Genomic DNA, 26,220 nt, shown 5'->3' with positions numbered 1-26,220 from the left:
GCTAAGTCAAGCAGAGTGGTTGTCTTCCTGCGGGGCCGTATTCCGGATCGTCGCCGAGTCGCCACAGGAAGTTCGCCATACGGGCCTCCAATCCGTTTTGTGTGCTTCCGAGCGCGCGGTCAAGAGTGGCCTGAACGTTCTCGGTCGAGGCCAGGAGCGCCGCGGCCAGGCGTGGCGATGTAGCAGCAATCAGCCGACCCCAGCGCTGAGCATCGCCGGCATCGATGGCGAACCGGGTCCGCACCAGATCCATGAGCCGGTTCTCTGAACCGGCAGGCCGGATCATAAGCAGCGTGCTCTCGCAGCCGAACAGATCCTGGGCAGCCCCGCGCATCGGGATCAGATAGGCGACCGCCGGCCCGTGCTCGTCTGTGGCCGGAAGCGGAATGGGGCCGCGCAGCTGGTCGAACAAACCGGCCGTAATCCGCTCAAGGCTTTCGCTCAAGGCCTGTTGGGCGTTGCTATCCGTGAAAGTGATCCGGTCGCCCGCTCTCACGCTCACCTGCGTCAGCCGAGTTTCCATGAGCGCATTGCAGGCGAGAAGCCGGCCATTCCGAGTGAGTACCGCAGCGGGAACATCCATGAACTGCAAAGCGGCAACCGCCGAGCGGGCCTGCCGCGTTCCGAGCTTCGTAAACAGGAAAGACGCACGCGCGAGGTGCGACCTGAGGAGGTTGAGGCTCTCCCGGACATCCCGCTCCAAGGGACCATGATGATAGGCGCGCTCGAAACGCATGCAAACGAGGCTGCCACCGGGGACCCGCATGATGGCACCTGCGGACCGCCCGCCGCCACGCGGACGATGGAAGTCCCGATACATCGGAATTGAATCAACTTCGCCGGATTCGAAAATGTCGGTTTCGTCGAAGAACTGAAGACGCTTGCGCTGGAGACCGCGCTCAAACCAAGTGTTTCGCAGATGCCAGCCGTCGGCATACCATTCGGATAAAATGGGTCGGTAATAGTCCGTGGCGACCCAGGATCTTTCCCCTCTTGAGGTTCCGGCGGCAATGAAGCCCCCCTCGGCCCCTGCAATGGTGGAAATCTGGTCGAGAACCTGGAGCCACCGCTCAGGAATGACCGCAGCTTCATAGATGTCACCGATCAGCGACCGGTCGCCCCCCAGCATCCGCCTCCCCCGTAACGTTGGAGCGGATCATAAACGTTCTAACCTCTCATTCAAGCATTTTCCCCTCCAAACGGATAGGATACCTATCTTGCAAGGAGGGGTCTGAGGGCCACGAAAAGGAAAGCGGCTTAAAACCGCTCCGCCCGATACGGCTTCGGATCGACGACTGGCGTCTCGCCCGTGATCATCTCGGCGAGCAGCCGGCCTGTCACCGGGCCGAGCGTCAGGCCATGATGGGCGTGGCCGAAGCCGAACCAGAGGTTCTTGTGCTTAGGCGCTGGCCCGATAATCGGCATCATATCCGGCGTGCAAGGGCGCATGCCCATCCACGGCTCCGGATCGACCCGTTCGCCCAACGGGAAGAATTCCCGGGCGATCGGCTCGGCGCGCTGCAGCTGGACCGGTGTCTTCGGCGCATCGCGATTGGCGAACTCCGCGCCTGTCGTGAGGCGGATGCCATTCGTCATCGGAGCCAGGAAATAGCCGCGGTCGAAATCGAGCGTCGGCCGATTGAGCACCGCATTGCCCGCGGGCTTGTAGTGCATGTGGTAGCCGCGCTTGACTGCAAGTGGTAGATCATACCCAAGCTTTGTCGTTAGCACATCCGCCCAGGCGCCCAGAGCGATGACGACAGTTCCGGCCTCTACCGGGCCCTTCTCCGTCTGGATGCGCCAACCGGTTGCAGTTTCCTCGAGCGTCTTGGCATCGGCCACCGCCAGCTCGCCGCCGAGGCGCTCGAACAGGCCCACGTAGCCCAAGGTCAACAAGTGGGGGTCGGAGACCGAGGCCGGATCCGTCCAATGGATGCCGCCCCTCGTCTCGACCTTGAGATGCGGCTCGCGCTCCGCGACTCCCTTGGTGTCGAGCGCGTCGAAGTTGACGCCGAAATCGCGCTTCACCTCCTCCGCGTCCTTGAACTGCTCGTCCATGCTCTGCTGGTCGCGGAACACCTTCATCCAGCCGGTCGGGCGGATCAGTTGCGTGGAACCGGATTCTTCCGCCAACGCCATGTGCTCGGTGACGCTGCGCTCGATGAGAGGCGCATACATCCGCGCGATCGCCTTGTGCTGGGCAGGACGCGAGTGCATCCAGTACTGCCACAGGAAGGGCGCGAGCTTCGGGATCGCGGCCCAATGGTAATGGGCATCGACGGTGTTGTTCAGGGCATAGCGCAGCAGGGCGCCGAAATCATGCGGGAACCCATAAGGATAGACACCCTCGCGCTGAATCAGGCCCGCATTGCCGAAGGAGGTCTCCTCGCCGGGCTTGCGCTTGTCGACCAGCAAAACAGACCGTCCGCGCTTCTGCAGGTGCACGGCAATCGACACGCCGACGATGCCGGCGCCAAGAACAACCACATCCTTACGCATCAATATCCTGCCCCGTTCCAATCGCCTCTCAGGCCGAGCGATGACGTTCATGCCTTTTGACGAGGCATCTTTACTCCCGTTGGCTCAAGGCCGTCCATGGAATTCCTGTCGCAAAAGAGCCTCTCCCCAGCCAAGTGGTCTTCAATTGGTTGGGCTCGCGCCTGAATGTCCCGTTGCGATGGAAAAGGGCTCGTGCTACCGGCGCGGCATGACACGCCCGCTTCTCATCGCCCCCTCCATTCTTGCCTCCGACTTCTCCAAGCTCGGAGAAGAGATCCGCGCCATCGATGCTGCCGGTGCAGACTGGATCCACATCGACGTAATGGATGGGCACTTCGTGCCGAACATCACCATCGGCCCCGATGTGGTGAGGGCATTGCGCCCTCACACCTCCAAACCCTTCGACGTGCATCTGATGATCGCCCCCGTCGATCCCTATCTTGAAGCCTTCGCCAAGGCGGGCGCGGACATCATCAGCATCCATGCGGAGGCAGGCCCGCACCTGCACCGCTCGCTCCAAACCATCCGGAAGCTCGGCAAGAAGGCCGGCATCGTCCTCAATCCCGGCACCCATGAGGGCTCCATCGAGCCGGTGATCGACGAGGTCGATCTCATTCTCCTCATGACGGTCAATCCCGGCTTCGGCGGTCAGGCTTTCATCCCCTCCGTCTGCACCAAGCTGCGCCGGATCAAGGAGATGGTCGGCAACCGGAACATCGATATCGAAATTGATGGCGGCGTGACGCCTGAGACCGCGCCGCTGGTGGCCGAGGCCGGAGCCAATGTGCTCGTCGCCGGTTCCGCCACGTTCAAAGGCGGCCCCTCGGCCTATTCCGCCAACATGGCTGCCATTCGCGAGGCGGCGGCAAAGGCGCGTTGAGATCAAGGGGTGATCGTGCTACCGCGCGGGCATATCACCCGCGTGGAAGTGGAAAGCCATGATCCCCCGTCATAGGCGTCAACTGGGCAGTATCCAGTCGAGGCCAGAGGGTTAGATCACGCACCAGGACTGGAGGACCATCAACTGGTCACCAGAGAGAAGCAGGCGATAGCCTGTTTCGTTCAGTCTTCCGGGTTCGGCCAAGCCTGCTCGTAGTCCCTCCTGCGGAGGAAGCCCTTCAACTCCTCCTCGCTAGGCAGCGGAGTCTCCGGCTCCGGCTCCGCAGGATAGATGACCTCGGTCGGCCTGCCGGTCGCCTCCATGATGGCGAGTTCGTGCCCGGCGGCGAGCCCCTGGAGGAACCTGATATCCTCTCGAAGCTCCTTGATGTCTTGCCGAAGCCGTTCATTCTCGGCCTTCACGTCGGCAATGGACTCGTCCACGATACCTTGCAGTTCAGGTCCGAGGGTCTCCAGCATCGTGGACAGAATCTCGTCCAGACGCTCGTTCTCCTTCCTCACATCAACAACTTCGCCTGCGAGTTTTTTGACGGCAGCAGCCAGCTTGAGGGGGTCAATAGCCGTCATCGTTCCCCTTCCACCTTCGGGTTGATCTTCCCGAACGGATCGTAGAGGCCGTGGAACTTCGGGGCGTTGGCCTTCCGTGATCTCGTGTTGGTGTAAAACTTAGTTTCCTCGATCACATCACCATCGAGATAGAGGGTGACCGACATCTCGTCCGAGGTCGTCAGGCGAACCGCCACGAACTGGTTGTGGAAGTAATGGTTGCCCGGCGGCGAACTGATGTGCCCCATCAAGGCCAACTCGGCATCATCCTGATCAGCCCAGGTTGTGATCTGGTCTGAGACAGTAGTGTAACGGGCCAACTGCTCATCCGTGAGCTTGCCTTGGGCATGCTCATCGACGGCCCAGGCCACCACTGCTTTCGGGGGGAGAAGGCCGATGGTTCGCTCCCAGTCAGGTTTGCGCTGGTCGATCTGCTTCACACCGAGATAAGCCCGGAGTTTGAGGGTGTACTGGTTCCTTCCTGAGCCAGGGCTCTCGCCATTATCGAAGAATTGCAGGCGCATAGCTGTCACGAGGTCCTTGGCCGGGAACTTCGTGAACCAGGGCTCCGCGTTCTTCTTCGGCTTCTTGGCTTTCTTTGTCCTCTTCACTGCGGGCGCGGGTTTTGCGGGATTGACGAAAGCAGGTTTGGGCTGGGCTGGAATAGGCTCGCCTGAGCCAGCAAGATAATCGTCCAACCAATCAGAGATATCGCTCACGATAAAAGTCTTTCTAAAATAGATATGGTCAATACAGACCAGAATGAGGCAATCGAAATGAGTTATGCCGATGAATACCGCGCAATATGCGGCTGCAATCAGCTTCCCATTTAATGGGAGTGACTAATACTAAGCTTAATTGTTCCCATTGAACAATATATTCTTCTTCAATGTACTTGGTACAACATTGTTCAATGGGAATGCGCTGTGCTCTCGCTGGCTCGGCGCGCGCCTTCGTCGGATCAATAGGGCTTCCAGCCGAGTTCGGGATGAACCCGATGAACGCACGCCTCGCTGCTCTCGGCCCGCTCAATGTACAAAAGCGCGATGCCCACCCCGTGGACCTCGGTCGAGAAGAACAGAGGGAGAGGAATGAGGACCAGGACCACCCCGCCGCTGCCCAAACTAAGTTTGGGCTCAGGCGGCAGCCTCGACAGCGCGATGTTCCTTCCCGATCCCCTGCACGGTCGCCGTTCCGGCTCCTGGCCGTCATGGACCGGCAAAACTAAGTTCGGACCCGATTATGCGGCTTCGGCTGATCCCATGGCTTCGCGCTGTCCTGCCCGAAGAGCCATGTAATAGCTCGATTTGCTGATCCCCAGCACGCGACAGGTCTCCGGGACCGTGATGTTCGGGTCATCATGGGCGAGCATCACCTGCCGGATCAGAGCCTCGGTAATCTTGGGTGGTCGGCCAAAGCGAGTTTGACGTTGACGGGCAATGGCTCGACCTGCTGCACTGCGTTCCATCAAGAGATTGCGCTCGAACTCGGCCAGGACAGCCAGCACGCCGACGACCATTTTGCCGGTTGCCGTGCTCGTGTCGATGTTGTCCATGACTGAAACCAACTTTGCCCCCTTGGTCTCGATCTCCTCGACAATCTGGAGCAGGTGAAGCTGAGAGCGGGCGAGCCGGTCGAGGCGGTAGACCGTTGCCTGATCGCCTGGACGAAGTTGATCGAGCATGCGGCGGAGTTCAGTGCGATCCCGCTTCGCGCCCGACGCCTTCTCTCGATAGATGTCCCGGTCATCGACACCGGCTTTGATCAAGGCATCGAGTTGAAGGGACCAGTCCTGGTCAGAGGTTGAGACGCGCGAGTACCCGAACTTCCGACCAGCAACCATCCAAAAACTCCCGTGCAGTTTGGGAAGATTCTCGCACGGACTTTCTGCACGTCAAACACTTTGAACTCCCGTCACCACTCCAGCAGTCCAGAAACTGAAGACATTCTGGAGAAGGTTGATCCGGCCAGATTTACCCCAGCCGGTAACAGCCCAAGGTCGATGCTCTCCACCACCGTCCCCGCCGACCATCGACCGCAAACTCAGTCTGGAGCCGGAGTGGACAGAAAGTTAGTTTGAGCGTGGGAAGGAGACCGGTCAGGGCTCCATGTCCTTCCGGTTCTGAGCTTTAAGCCCCTCCTGTGCTGTCGGAACATCGAGTTCGATGATCTCGCTCGGCTCCAGATCACCCAGGAGACGCTCGACAAGCATCCGCCCCTTTACCGTCAGAAAAACCAGTTTCCTGCGAGGCTCCTCGGGATCGGGCACTGTGGCGACCAGTTCGAGCCCAGGTTTGCCGTGCCTGTGAACCGCCCCAAGTGCATCTAGGTTCCGGGATACCGAGGAGAGGGCCATCCCGGTAAGTTCCGGCAGTTCATTCATGCGAAGTCCAGGCTTCAATGCCACAGCAAGGAGGATTTCGACGCTCTGCGGAGATAGCTCGTTTTGTCGAAGCACGCGCATGATGCAGCGGAGTGTCCAAGCGCTTTGCTCCACCACACCTTTCATGCGCCTTCGTTCGGAAGCTTCGGCATCGGAGAGCGAGCGCTTGGCGCTCTCCTTTTCATTCTGGACCATCTCCTGGAGCCACTCTGCCCCGTCCTGAGAGGTCTGCTCCTTCTTCTGATTCTTGACCATTTATCTCGCCGGATCGTCCGCCCCCATTGGAAGGCTTCATGGATGCAATCATTCCACCTGTGGAAATATCATGTCCAGGGGTGATATTTCCACAGGTGGAATGATTTTGGAGACCCAGCGTAGTTGAACGGACGAAATCCTCGCCCTCGCACAATCCTGGAATCGGTATGTTCGACCTGCACAAGCTGCTAAATACTGGATGAACCGATGGTGCCACTCTCAGAACCGCTGTGCACAGATAACCTGTGCACGATGCGCTCGCCGCTATGCAAACCGTCTTTCCCGCCGTGTAATTGCCATCAATCCCAGGCGTCTGTTCGCGGTTGAGATACAGGCCGCTATCCACACACCTAACGAATTTCGGCAATGGCGCACCGCCGTGCGCAATATCGTCGATTATAATCGACGAGCAACATCGCGCTGGTGGTGGGACGTTGGCCTATGGCTTTGGTGGTCTGCTGACGGCGGCATTAGAGGGATCGTCAGCCTCGAAGCACTCACGGAAACTGAGTTCCTGAAAGCTGTTGGCCAGCGATGGCATACGAAGTTGCGGCCTATCGCACCGTCGGAACTGCGGAGGGAGATCGTATCGGTCGTCCATCCAGATACGATCTGCTCTTGGAATGGCAGGGCGAGATATCAGCCCATTCGGACTGCGATCTGGCCACGTCGCGCTCTATCGCCACTGAAGCTGAACTCAATTCCAGTGACAAGTCGCCCCCTGGAGCCCATGCCTGTCATCATCATTTGAAAGGAACTTATGACAATTCGACCCCCTACCTTCGTAATCTATGGAGGCTGCACCGCCGAGCGAGCCATCAACATCATTTGGGATCGCCGCCTCCGCAACTGCGAGCTTTTATCCCGTCCGATTTGCGGCATCTGGTTTGGCCAGGACAAAGACCTCATCGCGTTCAAACTCGCTTTTGGCGAGGATATTGCTTTTCACGACCACCTCGCAATAGTGTTCTCAGAGCAGCAAAAAGCCGTTGGTGCCTTCATCTCCGACCATGAGATGGAGAACCGAGTGACACGGGCCGACCTTCTGGGCATTCAGTTCTGGGATAGAGAAGACCAGTGGGTTTTCGAGAAAGCATTGGATGTCGCACCAAGTAACTAGTCGCCCTAGTTTGCTTCCTGCTCATCTCAGACCGGAAGCCTATCCGGCCTTTTAGGTCAGAAGTTGATAAACAACACATCGAGGTCGCTGTCGGGACGAAAGTCCCGCTTCTTTACCTCGAATGTCGTCGGACCAACCTTGCGGATGCCATCTGCGCATAGCGATACTAAAGCGTTGGGCATCAGCTTATCGACGGTGAGTGTAAAGTCTCTGATAGGCCCTCTCCAGGATCGAGCGGTCTGCAAGATGTATTCAAGATTCCGACCGATCACTGCCCCACCTTTCGCAGCCCGCTTGCGAATAGCGCGCCATGTCCCCTCATCGACACAAAACCGGGTGAGATCAGGATCACGTGGCGTCATCCGGTCGGGTGGTCCAAACAGCTTGTCGTCAGGCGAGATGAAGAACGATCCCACAACAGGGCTGTAGCCATGGCTGATCCGCGTGGCGACACCGGGCTCAAACCGCTGCTGCCAGTGGTAGATCGTTTCGGTCGTCCAGACGGGCTGGGGACCATCGCCGCAGTACTCTTGCTCTCCGAGTGCTCCCACCTCCGTGAGCCGGTTCCTCTCCGCTGCCGACAATCGTTCGAGGCGCTCCTGAAGTTTGCCCCCGAGACTATTGATCGGGATTCCTAACTCCTTAAGGACAGGTGTGATGTCGCGGCTGGCGACGTAAGCCTTCGTCTGCACATCCATCCGCACGGGCCGACCGTTAACTTGGGTCGCAAATCGAACGAAGTTCTCGTCGTCTGGATGTGGGATACCTACATCGGAACAGCCTTGTACGAGGCGCATATCGAGGCGAGGCAATGGGAAAGCTACCCGTATTTCGACAGGACTACTTGTTACGTTCCGAAAGACGTAATCGACCTTCACCAGTTCCGGAGAAAGATAGAGGTCTTCTTTCTCCATGATCACGGCATCCGTGGTTGTGAACTCAAGGCCACCCGCCCCGATATGGGCAGCGCTGTCATTGGCGGATGCCGTTGTCACAGCAGCCCCTATGCATGAGAGGATCGCGATCCCCATACAGGAAGCAGCGCGTACCAGAAGATTTCTCATCGCTTTAGACTAGAGGTGTCGAGGGTCTCGGTTAGATCGGCACTGGAGTAGGAGAATGTCTCGCGGTCATGTTCATAGCGCATTCCCGGACGACCATTGAACGTGATCCGCGCCCAAATCCCTTGCCTATCCAGAACGGCAATACGGATTACACGTCGCCCAATCCGAAACTCTGTCACATCTTGACCGTTCTGAGTTGTGGATTTCGCTGAACATGCTTGGTCTAGTAGTTCACTCTCCGGCACATTGAAATACTCACATTTCAGCCGGTAGGTTTGGGCACTTGCCGCGCACGGAACACAAAGAAGTAGCGCAGCTACTGCGTATCTCATCAAGACCCCCTACATCATACGCCCGTCTTCTGGATGCTGAACCATCTCAATCAGCCGAGCACAGGCCGGTGATAGCTATGCGCCTCGTCTCGGTAAAGTCGCTGCACCAGAGCCGATATGGTTGAAGCACAGCATTTTCGATGCCCGTTCTCTAGTTCATCCCTCGATGAGCCGCTCGACCCGACAGAAGTGGCGTTCTGGTGCAACCCGCAGCACCTTCCCGCTCTGGGCGATTCCATAGAACCGGTTGGCGACCTCACCTGAGAAGGATTGTGTCTCGCCGGGTTTCACCGCCACCGGAATGGTCCCCGAGCCGGTATCCGAGCCGTGCAGAGCCTCCGCCCGACACCAGACTTTGATGCCCGTGATGAGCCGGTCAGAGTGGTTGCTGATCGAACCGCTTGCATTGATCGCGAATCGCTCAGGGCCAGCCGGTCGGACCCCGGTTGACATCGAGATCGTCGATTTCGAAACCAAATTTTCCGAGAGCAAGCGGGGGCGATCTGATGATGCTCCACTCAGACCGAAGAGCGTAAGCCCGAACTTGACACCCAAGAAGACAACACCTCCGATCAGCAGCCACGACATGATCGGGGTAAAGACGATCAGCAGTCCAACGAGAACCACCCCGATCAGGCACACCCCCAAGAAAACGAGAAGAGCGGTATCCGAATCCACTCGGTTCATCCTCCTGCCTGGAAGAGGTCTACCGCCTCGTACTGGTAGCGCGGCTCGCACGAAAAGCTTGAAGGGTGCGCCCTCGTGAGGAGCCCATGCGGTTCCAGTACGAGAGAAACCTGCTCGGCTACGCCTGGGGCGATATAGCTGTAGTGATAATCAGTCGAGATCATCTCCTTCTTGCCACTCGGATCGGTTGCCTTGTACTGCGTCTGAGGAACCTGGAAGGTGCAACGGAGCCAGACATCATAAACACGCGCGTTGCTGCCGTTGTGGACGATAGCCGTGATGAGCCGCTCATCGAAGTTCACCTGCTCGTTGCTTACGTGGACGTTCGCGTTGAAGGTGCGGGTTATGGAGGCTTGCGCAGAAACTTCCTTTCGGTCAGGCGCGACCATCTCTGTGGCGATCCAGAACGCGACGCCCGCCAGAATGATCCCGGCATGGGCACCCCGCCAGGGGATCACGAGGACGAGGATCAGGAGTGCAATGAGGCTGGCTTGAGGCATGAGGTCTTCCCAACACGGTGGTGTAAAGCCGGTTTGTGACGGGCTCATGCAGCGCGGACTGTCTCCGAAAGCTCCGCTTCCAAGGCAGCCAGACCCTCCTCCATGTCGGCTTCGTGCTCGAAACCCAGGTCGCCGACTGTGTCCCAAAGCCCGAGCAGATGAAGAACGTCGCGCACACGAGGGCAGCCATCGCCAGGGGAAAGAGCCGGGATTCCCCGTGCTGCGAGCTTGCGACGGACGGTGGCACAGAGCGCTGGGCTGGGCCGACCGTTTCTATGGACAAAGATATCGACGAGCACGAACCGTCCGTCCGTCGTATAGCGGCAATCCGCGATTGCTCCAGGCTCATGGAGCCACTCAACGTAAGCATGTGATCCCGTTGCCACGAGCGGGACCTGTTGAGCAGCGCAATTTTGATAGCGCCGCCCGAGTGCAATCATCGCCTCACCCGTCGTCAGCACCGCGAAATCGGGATCGTTCTTCGGGATTGGCGGCACAGCCGGTGGCTGATCCATCTTGCTCAGCCAGCGAGTGAAAAAAGTCGCGAGGTCGGTCTTAGGCTGGAGGTGTTCGACTGACTGGCGAATAGCCTGATCAGAAGCAGTCGAGACTACCCTCCGGATCAGCGCAAGGGCAGCGTTCGCGCTCTCAATGTGATCCACGCTGTGAATGCGGTCCAGGATGTTCAAGTGAACAAGGACGGGATCGAGACGGTGTACGATCTCGACGTGCTTGGCGCTGATTGGACCGCTGCGCTGCATCAAAGCCCGCGCTCGATAGCGATGTTCGCGGTTGCTTAGGGTCTCATAAAGCGTCCAGTACTGAGCGGGGTCAGGAAGCGGGCTATCACCAAGACGACGAAGGATACCCAGGAAGCCGTCCGGGACACGCCCAAAAGCAGCGCGGACGATATCCCTGGCCCGCGAGGTAACCATCAGTGCCCGTGCGATCTGCTTCCTGGGGTCCTGGCGAGGATGGCAATCGCCCGGCGCGAGAAAATGGAGGTGCGCCGCAAGCCGTTCGGCCCCCTCTCGGGCAAGAACTGCGAAGGCAGAGAACACAGCCTGTCGTTTCAGCGGAGGGGCGCAAAAGAGAAAACTGAGAAAGGATTGGCAGGAAGCATCAAATTCGACAGCCGCGTCCAAAGACCAGCCTGAAAAAGGCCGAGGTTTCAGTAATTTACTTGCAGACGACTGGATCAAATGGCGGGCTCCATGACTGCCTCAGATGATTCGAGACTCTCATGACTTTCAAATCTGTCTACTAATTTCTGCCGTGCGTTAGGTGTAATGTTGTACGCAGGCTCGACATTGAGCCTTCCTCCATGCACAAATCAGGTTTGGGGGAGTTTGCGGGCAACGACCTGTGCGTCTGCGTGAGTGGGAGCGCCGGGAGGCCGTTAACGACCTCGTCGGACCCGAACTCTTGCTTACGCCAGTCAAATGAGTGCCCAGACAATCTTCGATCTTTGCGTTCCCCGTGCCGATGTTCTTGCTGGAACTGCCAGCGACGCGGATTTTGCGGCGGACCTGTCGCACGTCATCCGAGGCGGTGGCCCGGTCGAGTACTCCGACCCAGTTCGGTTCTTCCGTAACACCTACCCGACCCGTGGTCTGAAGAGCCTACTGGCTAACGTCTGCGCTCGGCTTTCAGGAGCAGGTGGGGCCGTAAGCGCCATTTTCCGTCTCGATACCAGCTTCGGCGGCGGCAAGACGCATGGGCTCATAGCTCTCGTCCATGCTGCGCGAGGGATGCAGGGAATTAACGACTATGGTGAGTTCATCAGTCCTGAACTTCTCCCCCGAGAGGAGGTAAGGGTTGCAGCCTTCGATGGCGAAAATGCTGACCCGGCTAATGGGCGACGTATGGGCGACGGTGTTCTGGCTTATACCCCGTGGGGTGAGATCGCCTATGCACTCGCTGGGAAGGAGGGGTATGAGCGCGTCCGAGCATCAGATGAGGAGGGTATGGCTCCCGGTGCCGAGACGTTGGCAGAGTTATTTGCTGATCGTCCCGCTCTCATCCTCTTGGACGAGTTGTCGATTTACCTCCGCAAAATCCAAGGACGTTCCGGGGCTCGCGACCAACTCACCGCCTTCCTGACCTCCCTTTTCAAAGCGGTCGAGTCCTCGCCACGCGCCGCCCTCGTCTATACCCTTGCGGTCGGCAAAGATGGTCGGGCATCGGATGCCTACGGCAACGAGAACCAATTCATCGCCGATAAGATGGCCGAGGCGGAGAGCGTCTCAGCCCGTAAGGCAACACTCCTTAACCCAACGGAAGATGACGAGACCGTTCAGGTCATTCTGCGCCGCCTCTTTGAGCGAATTGATGCTCAGGGGGCAAGTCAGGCGGTGGAGAACTACCGAGCACTGTGGCATGACCATAAGGCATCCTTGTCGCCGGAAGCCGGGAAGGCGCAGACGGTGGCTGACTTCATGGCAAGTTACCCGCTGCACCCAGATGTCCTGGAGACCTTCACAGCGAAGACCGCCACACTGGCAAACTTCCAGCGGGTTCGTGGAATGCTGCGTCTCCTCGGGCGGACGGTTGGGAGGCTCTGGGCCACACGACCTGGGGATGCAACGGCGATCCACCTGCACCACATTGATCCCGGCTATGAGCCGATCCGGCAGGAGATCGTCACCCGTCTCGGACAATCCATGTATGTGCCCGCCATCCGCAACGATGTTGCTGGAGAAGGGGATAAGAAGGCGCTTGCCCAGGAAATCGACGAAGATCAGTTCCGGGGCCTTCCGCCGTACGCAATCTATGTCGCGCGAACTGCCTTCATGCATACGCTGGCCTTCAATGATCAGCTAAAGGGAGTTACACCCGAGCACCTTCGTTTCGCGCTTCTTGGTCCCCAGATCGACATAAGCTTCATTGAGTCGGCCCGACAGAAGTTCATTAGCCAGTCGGCATACCTCGATGATCGCCCTGGTGCGCCGATGCGCTTTCTGGCTGAGGCAAACCTCACCCAGGTCATTCGTCGGCAAGAGCAGAATGTTGACCCTGGTGAGTTACGAGCGCAACTGAACGACCGTATCAAGGGCATCTTCGCGGGTTCGACGATGGAGGCCGTGCCGTTTCCTGGTGGGCCATGGGATGTGCCCGATGAGGTCGGAAGCGGTCGCCCCCTGCTGGTCTTGCTTTCTCAGGATGCGTGCAGCGTTGGGGTCGGTGCAGACAATGTGCCCGATCTCGTGGGCCGCATCTATGAGCGGAAAGGATCGGAGGGTGGCAGCCTCCGAGCGCTGCGGAATAATCTTGTCTTCGTGGTGGCCGATGATGGTCGCATCGACGACATGCGTCAGAAGATGGCTCGTCGGCTGGCACTTCGCGAGTTGAAGTCACCAGAGCGCCTGAGTGAACTGGCCGAGCACCAACAGGCAAAGGTTCGAGAGTATGAAGCTCGGTCCGAGACCGAGGTGGCTATCGCCATCCAGCAATGTTTCCGGCATGTCTTCTATCCTAGCAAGACCCGTGCTACCGGGGCGACGGTTGATCTGGCCCACAGCGCGCTAGACATTCATTCGGCCTCCGAAAAGCCCGGCTCTGGCCAACAGCAGGTTGTCCGGGCACTCCGGGAATTCCGGAAACTGCGCGCGCCCGAGGATGAGCCGGATGCTCCGGCCTATATCCGCGACCGGACACCTCTGAAACGCGGCCAGATCACAACGGCTGCCCTGCGCGACGAATTCCGTCGCGATCCAACCCTGCCAATCCTTATCGGGGATGATGTGTTCCTGAAGGGTATCCGGCGTGGGATCGAGCAGGGAGAATACGTCTACCGGCGAGGCGACCTGCTCTATGGTAAGAGTGATCCCCACACGAGCATCGCCATTGATGAGCAGGCCAGCGTCTTCACCATGGCCTATGCCGTCGAGCATGGCATTTGGCCTCGTCCAGCACCCAAGCCTGCCGGAGAACCAGGGAAACCTGAAACTGGCCCGGCCCCATCTGGAGCCGGAGATACAGGGCCAGGGCTCGGAGGGCAGCCGCAGAAGCCGTTTGATACCGATACGGGGAGCAGTCCTGGAGCATCGCAGTCGAACGGGCAGTCTCGGTTCACAGCAGAGGGGCCACTGCGTGAAGCGCTCATCCGGCTCTGGGAGCAAGCGCAGGCTAAGCGTGTTGAGCGGCTTGGCCAACTTACCATCCGGATGTTCGATGCAGGTGACGCCTTCCGCTTGATTGGCGTCGTTGCTGCCGTTCGCGGAGCCGATGCCAAGAAAGTGCATCTTGAAGGGGGCTATGAAACTACCGGCGGAAGCACCATTGAGGTCAGGTACGAGGGAACGCCAACGGACGCTCAGCCCTTGAAGGACTTCCTCGACCCGCAACTGCGTGCTGCCTCGGAGAAGACACTAGAAGCCCGCTTCGAGATAACCTTCAGCGAAGGGCTCCCCGTGTCTAGTGAGGGTACGGAGAAGCTCACCGAGCAGCTAACCCGGTTTGCGACGGGAGCGGCTTATGTCGAGGCTACTGCGGAGGCAAAGGCATGACGGCTCGACTGAGAAGGATCGAGGGCATGGTGACGACCCAGACTGCCCCGATATACGAATTACGGGTCCGGCGTCATGGTCCTGGAGATACCGAAATCGAGGTCTGGCAACTCCCTTCGCTCGCCTCGCCTCATATCACTACGGCAACCCGAGTCGCGGGCCTAAGAGGGCGCAACCTCGAACTCATTGAGCACCGCGTGCTCCGGCGGCTGTCCCAAGCTGGCGTGCGGCTTACCGGCCATGAAGCCGAGCGTAAGGAGGGGCACCGGATTGAAGAAGACCTTGCACTCATGCTTGGTCTGCTATTCCGAACTCTTGCCCCGATGCGTTCGCGCGATGCTATGCGAGCAGTTGCCGAAGGCATAGAGGCTATGGGGCGTGAAGAAGCTGCCTACTGGCTCGGCATGGCGATGCACCGCAAGAACCCACGCAGAGTACTTACGGCACTACGTTACCTGCTCACCGACCCCAAACGCGTCTGAAACAACGAAGAAGAATTATGACCGACACCCGCCTTATTGAACGCTGGTTGCCGATTGCTGCGCTTGGAGAGGAAAGCGCACGCGAACGCCGCTCGCTCCAGGAGCTTCCTCCGGTCTATTATCTTCACGTCTGGTGGGCACGCCGTCCACTGGTCGCATCGCGCGCTGCAATTCTAGGCTCGTTATTGCCTGCGGATGCAAGCCGAAGTGACTTTCTACACGCCCTCGGAATCCATGGTGATCCCGTAGCAGCGAGACGTAAGATTATTACGGCGCGGAAAACAGGTGTACGCGTCGATAACCCTTACGATTACAATCGAGCGTTCTCGCACAACCTAAACACCTCCGACCGCAACTATCTTAAAAGGGAGATGGTATCTTCCTCTCCGGTTGTGCTGGACCCTACTGCGGGTGGTGGTAGCATACCCTTCGAGGCTGCACGTCTCGGATTAAACGTCCTATCCAATGACCTTAATCCAGTAGCTGCACTCATCCAAAAAGGGACTGTTGAGTGGCCAGTTAAATTCGGTCCAGCCCTCAAGGACCATTTCCAGAACTTAGCTCAGTCGTTCAGCACCCGGCTTCGAGCATCTCTTTCCTCGTACTTTCCGCAACCGGAAGCACCTGACAACATCACCCTTACGCATCTTTGGACCCGTACCGTTACCTGCCCTTACTGCGATGGGATCGTCCCTCTGTCGCCCAATTGGCGGTTGACCCCAGATGGGATTGGAGCACGCCTATTGCCTAAGTGCGACAGTGGGCCGGGCTCTACAAACCGAATTTGTGAGTTCGAGGTTGTCAATTCATTGAGTATGCAGTCCGCTGGGACTGTATCCGATGGCGACGGCATCTGTCCCTTCCCAGACTGCGGGCGAGTTATTGACGGAAGCGAGATCAAGGCGCAGGCGCAGGCAGGCAGGATGGGCGACCAATTGTACTGCGTCGTGTCAAAGCGCCGTATAGAAACTCGTACGAAAGCAGGTAAGCGGGGACGTGACAAATGGGTGCGTAGTTATCGCGCCCCGCGTGCTGGCGACGAGGAAGAAGCTAGGGTCGATGCTCACCTTGCCGATAAGATGTTGGAATGGGATGCGCTGGACATTATACCGACCGAGCGGTTTCCAGAGCAAAGCAACGATGACCGACCCATTCAATATGGAATGCCATATTGGCGCGATCTCTTTTCCCCGCGTCAGCTTCTCGGTCATGGCACTGCCGTGGAAACCTTCCGTGAACTGCTCGCCGAGGAAGAAGCAAAGGGCCTTTCAGAAATAACGAGAGCGGCATTCGTTTATCTGGCCCTCGCTCTCGATACGATGATAAACTATAACAATCGCTCATGTCGGTGGGACGTTCGCAAGCAAACGGTCCGGTCAATTTTTGACCGACACGATTTCGCTTTCTGCTGGTCCTTCTGCGAAATGGTCCCGGTCGCGGAAGGCCACGGTTATGATTGGTGCCTTCGTAAGACGGCGAAGTGCATAGATGAACTGATACAGCTTGCGAGGCCGGATGCCGTAACCGCTCCTGATCTTCTCTCGGAGCCCCTCCAATCTGAGTTCAAACCGCCCCTCGTAACAGTAACCGGCAAGCCCGGTGATACACTTGATCATATCGAGGATCAGTCGGTTGATATAGTTGTCATGGACCCGCCATACTATGACAACGTTATGTACGCCGAGTTATCCGACTTTTTCTACGTCTGGCTCAAAAGGACGGCAGGTCGGGTTGTTCCCGAATTCTTTACGCGCCACTTGACAGACAAAGAAAGCGAAGCCGTCGCAAATCCAGCGAAATTTGCCGGTCAGAAAGGAGCCAAGAGGCTTGCAGGTCGCGACTACCAGGAACGCATGGCGCGCATTTTCGAAGAGTGCCGCCGTGTTCTGAAGCCCAGCGGCGTGATGACCCTCATGTTCACGCATAAGGCAACGGGAGCGTGGGATGCGCTCACAACTGGACTAATGCAAGCGGGATTCTCCATTTCGGCTTCTTGGCCGATTAACACCGAAGCCGAAGGATCACTGCACATTATGGACAAATCGGCGGCGAACTCGACTATTTTCTTGGTTTGTCGTCCCCGCGTTGATGATGTCGCCCATACTGAGACAAGCTACTGGGAGGACGTGGAGCCAATTGTTGCACGAGCCGTGCGTGCTCGTGTGGCCGAGTTCCAGCAGTCGGGCATTTCCGGAGTTGATCTCTATCTCGCGAGCTTTGGTCCAGCACTGGAGGAGTTCTCTCGGCACTGGCCTCTGAAACGAGGAACACCTCGCCCACAGCCAGAGGCACTGCGCCGTCGCAAGCAGGCTGAAATGTTTGAGGAGGCATTTGATCCTTACGCTGTGACACCCGAGGACGCACTAGAGGCTGCAAGGAGGGAGGTGAAACGGTGGAGGCTGGAGCAACTCACCCATATGAAAGCCAGTGCCGAACTGGACTCATTAACGTCATGGTTTGTGCTTGCCTGGGATGCATTCCGGGCTCCCGTCTTCCCCTATGATGAGGCTCTTCGGCTTGCCCGCGCAGTCGGCGTTGATCTTGATACCCAGATTGTTGGTGTGCTCGCCGAGAAAAAAGGGAGTGACCTTGTACTTTGGGACAGCGCGCGGCGCGCAGCAAAGGGAGCGCTGGGTCCCTCGGATGGCTCCCGTGCCATGATAGATGCGATCCACCACGCAGCCAACATTGGCCGCACCCGTACGCTGCAAGCTGCCCGCGAGATGCTAGAGAAGACTAAGGTCAATACTGAGCCGTCATTCTTTGCTGCTCTCGAAGCGGTTCTGGAGGTTCTCCCAGTTTCAAAGACCTTTAGCGGGATCGACCTCGACGGCGATCTCGCTTCCGCTGGGTCAGACTTCGAGGCACTGGAGAACCTCCGCAAACTCGCTTTTGCAGATCAGGTGGATGAGCCCAAGCAGCTTGACTTGTGGAGAGAGGCCGAGGCTGCCTAACCATGAAGGTCGAGCGTCTCCCCCTAGAGGAAGTGCGCTGGTTAGGTCAGCAGGTTGTCCGGATCACCGGTACCCTCGATGACCTAGCAGCCAGCCTTCCGAGGTTCTCGCGCAGGGACTTCACACATGAGAATGCCCTAAACGAGTACCTCGATCTAATTTTGCGTGATCCTGTGCCTGACGATGAGCGTTGGGTGCCGGTTTCCACGGTCTCGAAGCGTTATGTGCTGATCCAGCATCAAGACACCATCGGGATGCTCCAAGCGGCTTTTGAGCAGCAGAACTGGCAATCGGAAGCGACAAATGCCACCGTATGGCTATCGGACTATGGCGAGCGGATGAGGGTTGAGGTCTCCCTTCCGGTTGAACCAGTTGAAGCAACAGTCGGCGACAAAATCGCGGCAGAGGTCGTCCTCTGGAACTCAGTGGATCGGAGCCGTGCATTCGAGTTAGCGATCCGATGGCGCAGGCTCATCTGCAACAATGGTCTAACAATCTGGGAGGGGGATCGTCTCCGAAAAGTGCATCATGCGGACTATATGTCGGCTGCCTCTCCCATCGACTTCCTGGTGGAGCGTCTGCCCAAGTCGCGTCGTCTAGTTGAAGACCTGAGATCGTGGGCCGAAATCAAGTTTGACCCGACAAGCCTAGTACAATGGGTCGATACGGATGTGACGGCCCGCTGGGGCAAGTTACGCGCCGCCCGCGTATTTCATGTCCTTCGCACAGGCTACGACTGCGCCGTTGGAAGGCCACTAGAAGGACAAAGCGCCAGCCAGATTAGAGTTAGCCTAACATCGCCCGTTCCAGGCTCTCCAGCGCCTGCCGGGAGCGCCTATGATGTGTATCAAGGTTTACTCTGGGTGGTCGGCCACGGGCGGTCCATTGAACAGGAAGAGGAGTTGTTGGCGGACGTGCTCCCCCTGATGGCTGACCTCTTCCCGGCACTGCCAGAGCGCATCAGAGGCGCAGAATGACGATTCTCCAGGACCACAGTTGGCGACTCAAGTACACACCGGACCATGGGGACCTCGTAAGGTCACTCTATATCCCACTCCTGTCCTGTGCAGTTCGTTATGATCGGCTCACCGGATTCTTCTCGGCCTCGGCGCTCGCGCTCGCCGCAAGGGGCGTTGAGTGGATGATCGCCAACGGTGGTCGGATGCGGATGGTGGTCGGTTGTACCCTGGAGCAGAAGGAGATCGACGCTATCGAGCAAGGTGAAGCTCTAAAGCAGAAAGTTGAGCAGCATCTGCGCAGTGCGCCTCTGAAGCCGGGTGATCCGACTATGGCCGAGGCACTCGAACTCCTCGCCTGGATGGTGTCCCACGGACATCTCGAAATCCGCGTTGCCGTGCCTTGTGATGAGCGGCGGAAGCCGCTCCCGGCGAACGGGCTTTTCCATGAAAAATCCGGTATCATTGAGGACAAGACTGGTGATCGTCTCGCCTTCAATGGTTCTCTCAATGAGACCGAGGCGGGATGGACCCGTAACTGGGAGAGCTTGAACGTCTTTACCTCCTGGCGTGATCCCGACAGGGTCGGTGAGGAGGACGAGAATTTCGCTCGCATCTGGGCCAACCAAGCTCGCCACGTTGTTACCCTCGACGTGCCGAGCGCCGCTCGTGATGACCTGCTGCGTTTTCTCCCTTCCGATGATCGCCCAGCACGTTTGAAGCGCCTTGATGCTACTGAACCGGTGGACCCAAAACCGGAGCAGCCGCAAACCCCTGCCGAAAAGGCATCAGAGCCCTACCTCGACCCACGTCGGGCGGTGTGGTCGTTCATCGCAAATGCTCCGAAGATGCCGAACGGTGGAGAGCGGGTCGGCGAGGTCACGTCGGCTGTGACACCTTGGCCGCATCAGGTTCGTGCTTTCCATCGCCTCTATGAGCGCTGGCCACCGAAACTCCTCATCGCCGATGAGGTTGGCCTTGGAAAGACGATCCAGGCGGGCCTTCTGCTGCGTCAAGCAGTCCTAGCGGGCCGGGCGAAACGTGTCCTGATCCTGGCACCCAAGAATGTCTGCCGACAGTGGCAGATCGAGCTTCGCGAGAAGTTCAATCTCAACTGGCCTATCTACGATGGAGCCAAGCTCATTTGGTATCCCTCACCTGCCATGAGGGGACGGAACGAGCGTGCCGTATCCCGGCAGGAGTGGCATGAAGAGCCGTTCGTGATTGTTTCTAGCCATCTGGTGCGCCGAAGCGAGCGCCAAGGCGAACTGCTTGAAGTTGCGACGCCTTGGGACCTTGTTGTGCTCGATGAGGCCCATCACGCTCGCCGCCGTGCAGCCGGAGCGGCTAAGGAGGGAGGTCCGAATGCACTCCTCGCTCTGATGCGTAGAGTGAAGGACAGAACACAAGGACTGGTCCTCCTCACTGCGACACCCATGCAAGTGCATCCTGTCGAGGTGTACGATCTCCTAAGCCTGCTCGGACTTCCTCCTGAATGGACGCAGGAAGCATTCTTGCGGTTCTTTGACGAGGTGCTCCAGGATAGCCCGAGCCACGATGCATTCGACCGTCTCGCCGCCATGTTCCGGTCCGTGGAAGTTGCTTACGGGCCGGTGTCAATCGAGGAGGTGCGTCGGTTAGAGGGCAACGGGAGTACTCTAAGGGCGAAGCGCATCCTGAACGCTCTCCGCGACCCGGCGAGCATTCCACGCCGGAAGCTAGAGACTGCCGAGCGCAAGACGGCTCTCCGGCTTATGCGTCTGCACACGCCTATCAACCGCCTTGTTTCACGCCACACACGGGAACTCCTGCGACGGTATTACAAGGCGGGTAAGATCACGACGCCCATCGCAAACCGCAAGGTTGATGATCGGTTCATCGACTTGTCCCCGGAAGAACACGAAATCTACAAGGAGGTCGAGAGATACATCTCGACCACATATAATCAGGCCACCGTCCAGGAGAAGAATGCAGTCGGCTTCGTAATGACAATTTACCGTCGCCGACTGGCCAGCAGCTTCTACGCCCTTGGGCAGACACTCGAAGCGCATTTACAGGCGATCACCAATCACCAAGCTGCAAGCTCTCAGCTTGCTTTGGAAGAAAGCATCGACGAAGACCTCGACGCTGACGACTTCGATGCCGACGAGGCGGCAAAACTCGAACAGCAAGCGCTGGCGCTTGAGGAGCGATCTGACATTGAGCGACTCTTAGAGCGCATTAGGACACTACCACCAGACACGAAGCTTGAGAAACTTCGTGGCAAAATCAGAGAACTTCGTTCGGCAGGTTACAAGCAGGTGATGGTGTTCACCCAGTTCACCGACACCATGGACTTCATTCGCCAGCAACTTCTGAACGAGCCCGACCTCAAGATCATGTGCTTTTCCGGTCGTGGCGGCGAAGTGGCTGGGCCAGATGGAAGCTGGCGTACGATCTCGCGCGACGACGTGAAGCGCCGGTTTAGAGAGGGCCAAGCTGACGTTCTACTCTGCACGGACGCCGCCGCCGAGGGCTTGAACTTCCAGTTCTGTGGATCGCTGGTCAACTACGATATGCCCTGGAACCCAATGCGGGTGGAGCAGCGGATTGGGCGTATTGATCGTCTAGGGCAGAAGTTTCCGGACATCCAGATCGTGAACCTGCATTATGCAGATACCGTTGAGACGGATGTCTACCTTGCCCTGCGCCAGCGCATCGGCTTGTTTGAAACCGTCGTAGGACGGCTTCAGCCTATCCTGGCACGCCTTCCAAGCCTGATCTCGGGTCGCGTTCTCCGGGGCCAAGGAGCCGAGGAGGAAGATCGGCAGGCGGCGGTAGCTGAGATTGATGCTGAAGCTGAGAGGGCCGAAGGAGGTTTTGACCTCGATGCTGTAACAGAAGCCGATCTTGAGGAGCCGCCCCGTCCAGAACCACCTTTGACGATGGTAGACCTCGACCGGGTGATCTCATCGGCAGTTCTGCTACCTCCAGGAATTGAGGTCTCTCCGCTGGGTCAGAGGGAATATGCCTTTCGCCAACCAGGGCTTATTCAGCCGATCAGAGTTTCAACTGATCCCGCATACTACGAGCAGCACGCGGAGACGATGGAGTTATGGTCACCGGGCAATCCGGCATTTCCTGGTCCTGATCAGGTCCCCACAGAGGACGATTCAGTAGCTCCGAATTTAACCGCCCTTATCGACGCGCTGGCGCAGAAATCTTCAAGGATGTGAGCGTCCTATGGTTTCAAACTGGTAGCTCCGAACCTCGCATTACAGATGACACTCACACGCAAACATTGGCAGCCTCCGTTCGATACGTGGCCTAGTTGGATGTGCCCTATCTGTCAGGCTGGCACACTGATCGTTGCTAAAGATGGCGTTAAATCAACTGAAACAGGTCCATCCGTCAAAGCTCATGAACACGAGGCATGGGACCCAGACTGGACTGAAAGCCGGTTTGTGGCCACGTTTGTGTGCGTCAACGCAGAGTGCGGTGAGGTTGTTGTCTGTTGTGGCAAAAGTTCGGTTGATGTGACCTTCGGTTATGACCACCTTGGGTATCCTGAAAAAGGCTGGCAGGAGGTCTTTACCCCGCACTTCTTTTCCCCGGCCCTTCGCTTCTTTGCAATACCTCCCGAATGCCCAGTGGAGGTGGCCCAGGAGATTAGCCGGGCGTTCGCCGCCGCATGGTCAGATTTGGGTTCTGCCGCCAACAGGACACGGTCGGCTGTCGAGGCCCTTCTGACCGAGAGAAAAGTACCAAAGACGACCATCAACAAAAACGGAAAGAGGGTTGGCATCAACCTTCATGACCGGATCGTCCGGTTTCGCTCCCAGGATGCCGAGGGTGCAGCATACTTGGAGGCAGTGAAGTGGCTCGGGAATACAGGAAGTCACTCTGCCCAGGAACTCAGCCTCGACGACATTCTGGATGGCTTTGAGGTTTTCGAGCACGCGCTTCACCACATTTATGTTCAAAGAGATCGTGTGATCAAAAGAATCGCGAAGGAAATGACGAGGCGAAAAGGACGCCCAAAACCACGCGGTAATACCAATCGGCGCTGATGCTCATGCATTGGCCCAGTCCCGCAAGCCGATGGACATGATCAAACATACGCCCGGCTGAAAACCCCAAATGAGTCAGCCTTCATGCCGCTTGGTATAAGTCGAAACTTCGGAAGAACTAAGCACGTAGAGATCGCGAACGGGATAGCTCTCATCACGTCGTTGAAACTGCGCGTTGCACGCTTCCTCAAATTGACTTTCTTATTCGATCCGCTCCCAGACTGAGTTTGCGGTCGATGGTCGGCGGGGACGGTGGTGGAGAGCATCGACCTTGGGCTGTTACCGGCTGGGGTAAATCTGGCCGGATCAACCTTCTCCAGAATGTCTTCAGTTTCTGGACTGCTGGAGTGGTGACGGGAGTTCAAAGTGTTTGACGTGCAGAAAGTCCGTGCGAGAATCTTCCCAAACTGCACGGGAGTTTTTGGATGGTTGCTGGTCGGAAGTTCGGGTACTCGCGCGTCTCAACCTCTGACCAGGACTGGTCCCTTCAACTCGATGCCTTGATCAAAGCCGGTGTCGATGACCGGGACATCTATCGAGAGAAGGCGTCGGGCGCGAAGCGGGATCGCACTGAACTCCGCCGCATGCTCGATCAACTTCGTCCAGGCGATCAGGCAACGGTCTACCGCCTCGACCGGCTCGCCCGCTCTCAGCTTCACCTGCTCCAGATTGTCGAGGAGATCGAGACCAAGGGGGCAAAGTTGGTTTCAGTCATGGACAACATCGACACGAGCACGGCAACCGGCAAAATGGTCGTCGGCGTGCTGGCTGTCCTGGCCGAGTTCGAGCGCAATCTCTTGATGGAACGCAGTGCAGCAGGTCGAGCCATTGCCCGTCAACGTCAAACTCGCTTTGGCCGACCACCCAAGATTACCGAGGCTCTGATCCGGCAGGTGATGCTCGCCCATGATGACCCGAACATCACGGTCCCGGAGACCTGTCGCGTGCTGGGGATCAGCAAATCGAGCTATTACATGGCTCTTCGGGCAGGACAGCGCGAAGCCATGGGATCAGCCGAAGCCGCATAATCGGGTCCGAACTTAGTTTTGCCGGTCCATGACGGCCAGGAGCCGGAACGGCGACCGTGCAGGGGATCGGGAAGGAACATCGCGCTGTCGAGGCTGCCGCCTGAGCCCAAACTTAGTTTGGGCAGCGGCGGGGTGGTCCTGGTCCTCATTCCTCTCCCTCTGTTCTTCTCGACCGAGGTCCACGGGGTGGGCATCGCGCTTTTGTACATTGAGCGGGCCGAGAGCAGCGAGGCGTGCGTTCATCGGGTTCATCCCGAACTCGGCTGGAAGCCCTATTGATCCGACGAAGGCGCGCGCCGAGCCAGCGAGAGCACAGCGCATTCCCATTGAACAATGTTGTACCAAGTACATTGAAGAAGAATATATTGTTCAATGGGAACAATTAAGCTTAGTATTAGTCACTCCCATTAAATGGGAAGCTGATTGCAGCCGCATATTGCGCGGTATTCATCGGCATAACTCATTTCGATTGCCTCATTCTGGTCTGTATTGACCATATCTATTTTAGAAAGACTTTTATCGTGAGCGATATCTCTGATTGGTTGGACGATTATCTTGCTGGCTCAGGCGAGCCTATTCCAGCCCAGCCCAAACCTGCTTTCGTCAATCCCGCAAAACCCGCGCCCGCAGTGAAGAGGACAAAGAAAGCCAAGAAGCCGAAGAAGAACGCGGAGCCCTGGTTCACGAAGTTCCCGGCCAAGGACCTCGTGACAGCTATGCGCCTGCAATTCTTCGATAATGGCGAGAGCCCTGGCTCAGGAAGGAACCAGTACACCCTCAAACTCCGGGCTTATCTCGGTGTGAAGCAGATCGACCAGCGCAAACCTGACTGGGAGCGAACCATCGGCCTTCTCCCCCCGAAAGCAGTGGTGGCCTGGGCCGTCGATGAGCATGCCCAAGGCAAGCTCACGGATGAGCAGTTGGCCCGTTACACTACTGTCTCAGACCAGATCACAACCTGGGCTGATCAGGATGATGCCGAGTTGGCCTTGATGGGGCACATCAGTTCGCCGCCGGGCAACCATTACTTCCACAACCAGTTCGTGGCGGTTCGCCTGACGACCTCGGACGAGATGTCGGTCACCCTCTATCTCGATGGTGATGTGATCGAGGAAACTAAGTTTTACACCAACACGAGATCACGGAAGGCCAACGCCCCGAAGTTCCACGGCCTCTACGATCCGTTCGGGAAGATCAACCCGAAGGTGGAAGGGGAACGATGACGGCTATTGACCCCCTCAAGCTGGCTGCTGCCGTCAAAAAACTCGCAGGCGAAGTTGTTGATGTGAGGAAGGAGAACGAGCGTCTGGACGAGATTCTGTCCACGATGCTGGAGACCCTCGGACCTGAACTGCAAGGTATCGTGGACGAGTCCATTGCCGACGTGAAGGCCGAGAATGAACGGCTTCGGCAAGACATCAAGGAGCTTCGAGAGGATATCAGGTTCCTCCAGGGGCTCGCCGCCGGGCACGAACTCGCCATCATGGAGGCGACCGGCAGGCCGACCGAGGTCATCTATCCTGCGGAGCCGGAGCCGGAGACTCCGCTGCCTAGCGAGGAGGAGTTGAAGGGCTTCCTCCGCAGGAGGGACTACGAGCAGGCTTGGCCGAACCCGGAAGACTGAACGAAACAGGCTATCGCCTGCTTCTCTCTGGTGACCAGTTGATGGTCCTCCAGTCCTGGTGCGTGATCTAACCCTCTGGCCTCGACTGGATACTGCCCAGTTGACGCCTATGACGGGGGACCATTAAAAGACTCCTTGGCTCTGTTCGCGGCGCTCACTCAAGTTATTCAAAACATTGGTGAAACCGTGTGTAGGCGTTGTTGGATGGAACGGTCGGGGGAACGGTCCCAGGACGTTTTCGTGATGGCTATTTGATGACTCGCGGAAAGGCAAGGATGGAGCATCCTCAGCGTATGGATGCGCCATCCTCGAATCTTCCGTAAGTATCTGATC

At 57.9% G+C, this 26,220-nt stretch carries 22 protein-coding genes; 11 read left to right on the top strand and 11 right to left on the bottom strand.

The features are described 5' to 3' along the window. Nucleotide 1: 1 nt before the first annotated feature. Entirely contained in the window at nucleotides 2–1,129 is a 1,128-nt protein-coding gene (locus JO965_RS08940; protein WP_203443319.1) for a hypothetical protein, read from the bottom strand. A gap of 128 nt (nucleotides 1,130–1,257) precedes the next feature. Continuing rightward, nucleotides 1,258–2,499: an FAD-binding oxidoreductase gene (locus tag JO965_RS08935; RefSeq protein ID WP_203443318.1), complete on the bottom strand. Its 1,242-nt coding sequence runs from the start codon at nucleotides 2,497–2,499 to the stop codon at nucleotides 1,258–1,260. 208 nt (nucleotides 2,500–2,707) lie between these two features. Here JO965_RS08935 and rpe point away from each other — a divergent pair, with 208 nt between their 5' ends. Beyond that, entirely contained in the window at nucleotides 2,708–3,379 is a 672-nt protein-coding gene (gene rpe / locus JO965_RS08930) for a ribulose-phosphate 3-epimerase (protein ID WP_203444116.1), read from the top strand. Nucleotides 3,380–3,561: 182 nt separating this feature from the next. On the opposite strand, the gene JO965_RS08925 is transcribed toward rpe, so the two are convergent. The 4 genes from JO965_RS08925 to JO965_RS08910 all read right to left on the bottom strand — a co-directional run bounded on the left by JO965_RS08925 (nucleotide 3,562) and on the right by JO965_RS08910 (nucleotide 6,583). Further along, nucleotides 3,562–3,966 carry a hypothetical protein gene (locus JO965_RS08925; RefSeq protein WP_203443303.1) on the bottom strand — a complete coding sequence of 135 codons (405 nt, stop codon included), beginning with the start codon at nucleotides 3,964–3,966 and terminating at the stop codon, nucleotides 3,562–3,564. Beyond that, nucleotides 3,963–4,664: a hypothetical protein gene (locus JO965_RS08920; RefSeq protein WP_203443304.1), complete on the bottom strand. Its 702-nt coding sequence runs from the start codon at nucleotides 4,662–4,664 to the stop codon at nucleotides 3,963–3,965. The genes JO965_RS08925 and JO965_RS08920 overlap by 4 nt, the downstream gene beginning before the upstream one ends. A gap of 521 nt (nucleotides 4,665–5,185) precedes the next feature. Then, nucleotides 5,186–5,788, bottom strand: a complete 603-nt coding sequence (locus JO965_RS08915) for a recombinase family protein (protein WP_203443305.1) — start codon at nucleotides 5,786–5,788, stop codon at nucleotides 5,186–5,188. Nucleotides 5,789–6,043: 255 nt separating this feature from the next. Further along, on the bottom strand, nucleotides 6,044–6,583 hold the full coding sequence (locus JO965_RS08910) for a MarR family winged helix-turn-helix transcriptional regulator (protein ID WP_203443317.1): 540 nt from the start codon (nucleotides 6,581–6,583) through the stop codon (nucleotides 6,044–6,046). A gap of 760 nt (nucleotides 6,584–7,343) precedes the next feature. On the opposite strand from JO965_RS08910, the gene JO965_RS08905 reads away from it, so the two are divergent. Next, nucleotides 7,344–7,703, top strand: coding sequence for a hypothetical protein (locus JO965_RS08905; RefSeq protein ID WP_203443316.1), 360 nt, complete (start codon nucleotides 7,344–7,346; stop codon nucleotides 7,701–7,703). 56 nt (nucleotides 7,704–7,759) lie between these two features. Here JO965_RS08905 and JO965_RS08900 read toward each other — a convergent pair whose 3' ends face one another. The 4 genes from JO965_RS08900 to JO965_RS08885 all read right to left on the bottom strand — a co-directional run bounded on the left by JO965_RS08900 (nucleotide 7,760) and on the right by JO965_RS08885 (nucleotide 11,221). Beyond that, the gene (locus tag JO965_RS08900) at nucleotides 7,760–8,734 is read right to left on the bottom strand and encodes a DUF4424 family protein (protein WP_246776866.1); all 975 of its coding nucleotides are present in this window, start codon (nucleotides 8,732–8,734) and stop codon (nucleotides 7,760–7,762) included. A gap of 521 nt (nucleotides 8,735–9,255) precedes the next feature. Beyond that, nucleotides 9,256–9,777, bottom strand: a complete 522-nt coding sequence (locus JO965_RS08895; RefSeq protein WP_203443314.1) for a hypothetical protein — start codon at nucleotides 9,775–9,777, stop codon at nucleotides 9,256–9,258. A gap of 5 nt (nucleotides 9,778–9,782) precedes the next feature. After that, entirely contained in the window at nucleotides 9,783–10,286 is a 504-nt protein-coding gene (locus JO965_RS08890) for a hypothetical protein (protein WP_203443313.1), read from the bottom strand. Between the two features lie 44 nt (nucleotides 10,287–10,330). Then, entirely contained in the window at nucleotides 10,331–11,221 is an 891-nt protein-coding gene (locus JO965_RS08885) for a hypothetical protein (RefSeq protein WP_203443312.1), read from the bottom strand. 507 nt (nucleotides 11,222–11,728) lie between these two features. On the opposite strand from JO965_RS08885, the gene JO965_RS08880 reads away from it, so the two are divergent. Genes JO965_RS08880 through JO965_RS08865 form a run of 4 tightly spaced genes read left to right on the top strand, consistent with a single transcriptional unit; the run spans nucleotide 11,729 to nucleotide 19,207 of the window. Continuing rightward, a complete protein-coding gene (locus tag JO965_RS08880; RefSeq protein WP_203443311.1) occupies nucleotides 11,729–14,794 on the top strand; it encodes an ATP-binding protein in 3,066 nt (1,021 codons plus the stop codon). Between the two features lie 26 nt (nucleotides 14,795–14,820). Further along, nucleotides 14,821–15,276, top strand: a complete 456-nt coding sequence (locus JO965_RS08875; protein WP_246776786.1) for a hypothetical protein — start codon at nucleotides 14,821–14,823, stop codon at nucleotides 15,274–15,276. A 17-nt stretch (nucleotides 15,277–15,293) separates the two neighbouring features. Further along, the gene (locus tag JO965_RS08870) at nucleotides 15,294–18,230 is read left to right on the top strand and encodes a DUF1156 domain-containing protein (RefSeq protein WP_203443309.1); all 2,937 of its coding nucleotides are present in this window, start codon (nucleotides 15,294–15,296) and stop codon (nucleotides 18,228–18,230) included. 2 nt (nucleotides 18,231–18,232) lie between these two features. After that, entirely contained in the window at nucleotides 18,233–19,207 is a 975-nt protein-coding gene (locus tag JO965_RS08865) for a DUF932 domain-containing protein (protein ID WP_203443308.1), read from the top strand. Between the two features lie 251 nt (nucleotides 19,208–19,458). Here JO965_RS08865 and JO965_RS49290 read toward each other — a convergent pair whose 3' ends face one another. Next, nucleotides 19,459–19,824 carry a hypothetical protein gene (locus JO965_RS49290; RefSeq protein WP_371826902.1) on the bottom strand — a complete coding sequence of 122 codons (366 nt, stop codon included), beginning with the start codon at nucleotides 19,822–19,824 and terminating at the stop codon, nucleotides 19,459–19,461. A 210-nt stretch (nucleotides 19,825–20,034) separates the two neighbouring features. Between JO965_RS49290 and JO965_RS08860 the strand changes: the two genes are divergently transcribed. From JO965_RS08860 to JO965_RS08840, 5 genes are all read left to right on the top strand, one after another. After that, nucleotides 20,035–22,401 carry a DEAD/DEAH box helicase gene (locus JO965_RS08860; protein WP_371826869.1) on the top strand — a complete coding sequence of 789 codons (2,367 nt, stop codon included), beginning with the start codon at nucleotides 20,035–20,037 and terminating at the stop codon, nucleotides 22,399–22,401. 45 nt (nucleotides 22,402–22,446) lie between these two features. After that, complete coding sequence (locus JO965_RS08855; protein WP_203443306.1) at nucleotides 22,447–23,235, top strand: DUF4145 domain-containing protein; 789 nt, start codon at nucleotides 22,447–22,449, stop codon at nucleotides 23,233–23,235. Nucleotides 23,236–23,660: 425 nt separating this feature from the next. Next, complete coding sequence (locus tag JO965_RS08850) at nucleotides 23,661–24,263, top strand: recombinase family protein (protein ID WP_203443305.1); 603 nt, start codon at nucleotides 23,661–23,663, stop codon at nucleotides 24,261–24,263. A gap of 521 nt (nucleotides 24,264–24,784) precedes the next feature. Continuing rightward, the gene (locus JO965_RS08845) at nucleotides 24,785–25,486 is read left to right on the top strand and encodes a hypothetical protein (protein WP_203443304.1); all 702 of its coding nucleotides are present in this window, start codon (nucleotides 24,785–24,787) and stop codon (nucleotides 25,484–25,486) included. Continuing rightward, nucleotides 25,483–25,887 (top strand): hypothetical protein, encoded by a 405-nt coding sequence (locus JO965_RS08840; protein ID WP_203443303.1) that lies wholly within the window; start codon nucleotides 25,483–25,485, stop codon nucleotides 25,885–25,887. Before JO965_RS08845 ends, JO965_RS08840 begins: the two co-directional genes overlap by 4 nt. The last annotated feature ends 333 nt before the right edge of the window (nucleotides 25,888–26,220 follow it).

Source organism: Microvirga sp. VF16, assembly GCF_016864375.1.
Classification (GTDB): Bacteria; Pseudomonadota; Alphaproteobacteria; order Rhizobiales; family Beijerinckiaceae; genus Microvirga.
Note: the sequence above shows the minus strand (reverse complement) of the source record. Positions and strands in the feature narration are given on the sequence as shown.

Excerpts from the sequence above, each read along its gene's own strand:
- JO965_RS08940 (WP_203443319.1), bottom strand. The coding sequence starts at position 1,129 with ATGCTGGGGGGCGACCGGTCGCTGATCGGTGACATCTATGAAGCTGCG.
- JO965_RS08935 (WP_203443318.1), bottom strand. The coding sequence starts at position 2,499 with ATGCGTAAGGATGTGGTTGTTCTTGGCGCCGGCATCGTCGGCGTGTCG.
- rpe (WP_203444116.1), top strand. The coding sequence starts at position 2,708 with ATGACACGCCCGCTTCTCATCGCCCCCTCCATTCTTGCCTCCGACTTC.
- JO965_RS08925 (WP_203443303.1), bottom strand. The coding sequence starts at position 3,966 with ATGACGGCTATTGACCCCCTCAAGCTGGCTGCTGCCGTCAAAAAACTC.
- JO965_RS08915 (WP_203443305.1), bottom strand. The coding sequence starts at position 5,788 with ATGGTTGCTGGTCGGAAGTTCGGGTACTCGCGCGTCTCAACCTCTGAC.
- JO965_RS08910 (WP_203443317.1), bottom strand. The coding sequence starts at position 6,583 with ATGGTCAAGAATCAGAAGAAGGAGCAGACCTCTCAGGACGGGGCAGAG.
- JO965_RS08905 (WP_203443316.1), top strand. The coding sequence starts at position 7,344 with ATGACAATTCGACCCCCTACCTTCGTAATCTATGGAGGCTGCACCGCC.
- JO965_RS08900 (WP_246776866.1), bottom strand. The coding sequence starts at position 8,734 with ATGGGGATCGCGATCCTCTCATGCATAGGGGCTGCTGTGACAACGGCA.
- JO965_RS08890 (WP_203443313.1), bottom strand. The coding sequence starts at position 10,286 with ATGCCTCAAGCCAGCCTCATTGCACTCCTGATCCTCGTCCTCGTGATC.
- JO965_RS08885 (WP_203443312.1), bottom strand. The coding sequence starts at position 11,221 with ATGGTTACCTCGCGGGCCAGGGATATCGTCCGCGCTGCTTTTGGGCGT.
- JO965_RS08880 (WP_203443311.1), top strand. The coding sequence starts at position 11,729 with ATGAGTGCCCAGACAATCTTCGATCTTTGCGTTCCCCGTGCCGATGTT.
- JO965_RS08875 (WP_246776786.1), top strand. The coding sequence starts at position 14,821 with ATGGTGACGACCCAGACTGCCCCGATATACGAATTACGGGTCCGGCGT.
- JO965_RS08870 (WP_203443309.1), top strand. The coding sequence starts at position 15,294 with ATGACCGACACCCGCCTTATTGAACGCTGGTTGCCGATTGCTGCGCTT.
- JO965_RS08865 (WP_203443308.1), top strand. The coding sequence starts at position 18,233 with ATGAAGGTCGAGCGTCTCCCCCTAGAGGAAGTGCGCTGGTTAGGTCAG.
- JO965_RS08860 (WP_371826869.1), top strand. The coding sequence starts at position 20,035 with ATGCCGAACGGTGGAGAGCGGGTCGGCGAGGTCACGTCGGCTGTGACA.
- JO965_RS08855 (WP_203443306.1), top strand. The coding sequence starts at position 22,447 with ATGACACTCACACGCAAACATTGGCAGCCTCCGTTCGATACGTGGCCT.
- JO965_RS08850 (WP_203443305.1), top strand. The coding sequence starts at position 23,661 with ATGGTTGCTGGTCGGAAGTTCGGGTACTCGCGCGTCTCAACCTCTGAC.
- JO965_RS08840 (WP_203443303.1), top strand. The coding sequence starts at position 25,483 with ATGACGGCTATTGACCCCCTCAAGCTGGCTGCTGCCGTCAAAAAACTC.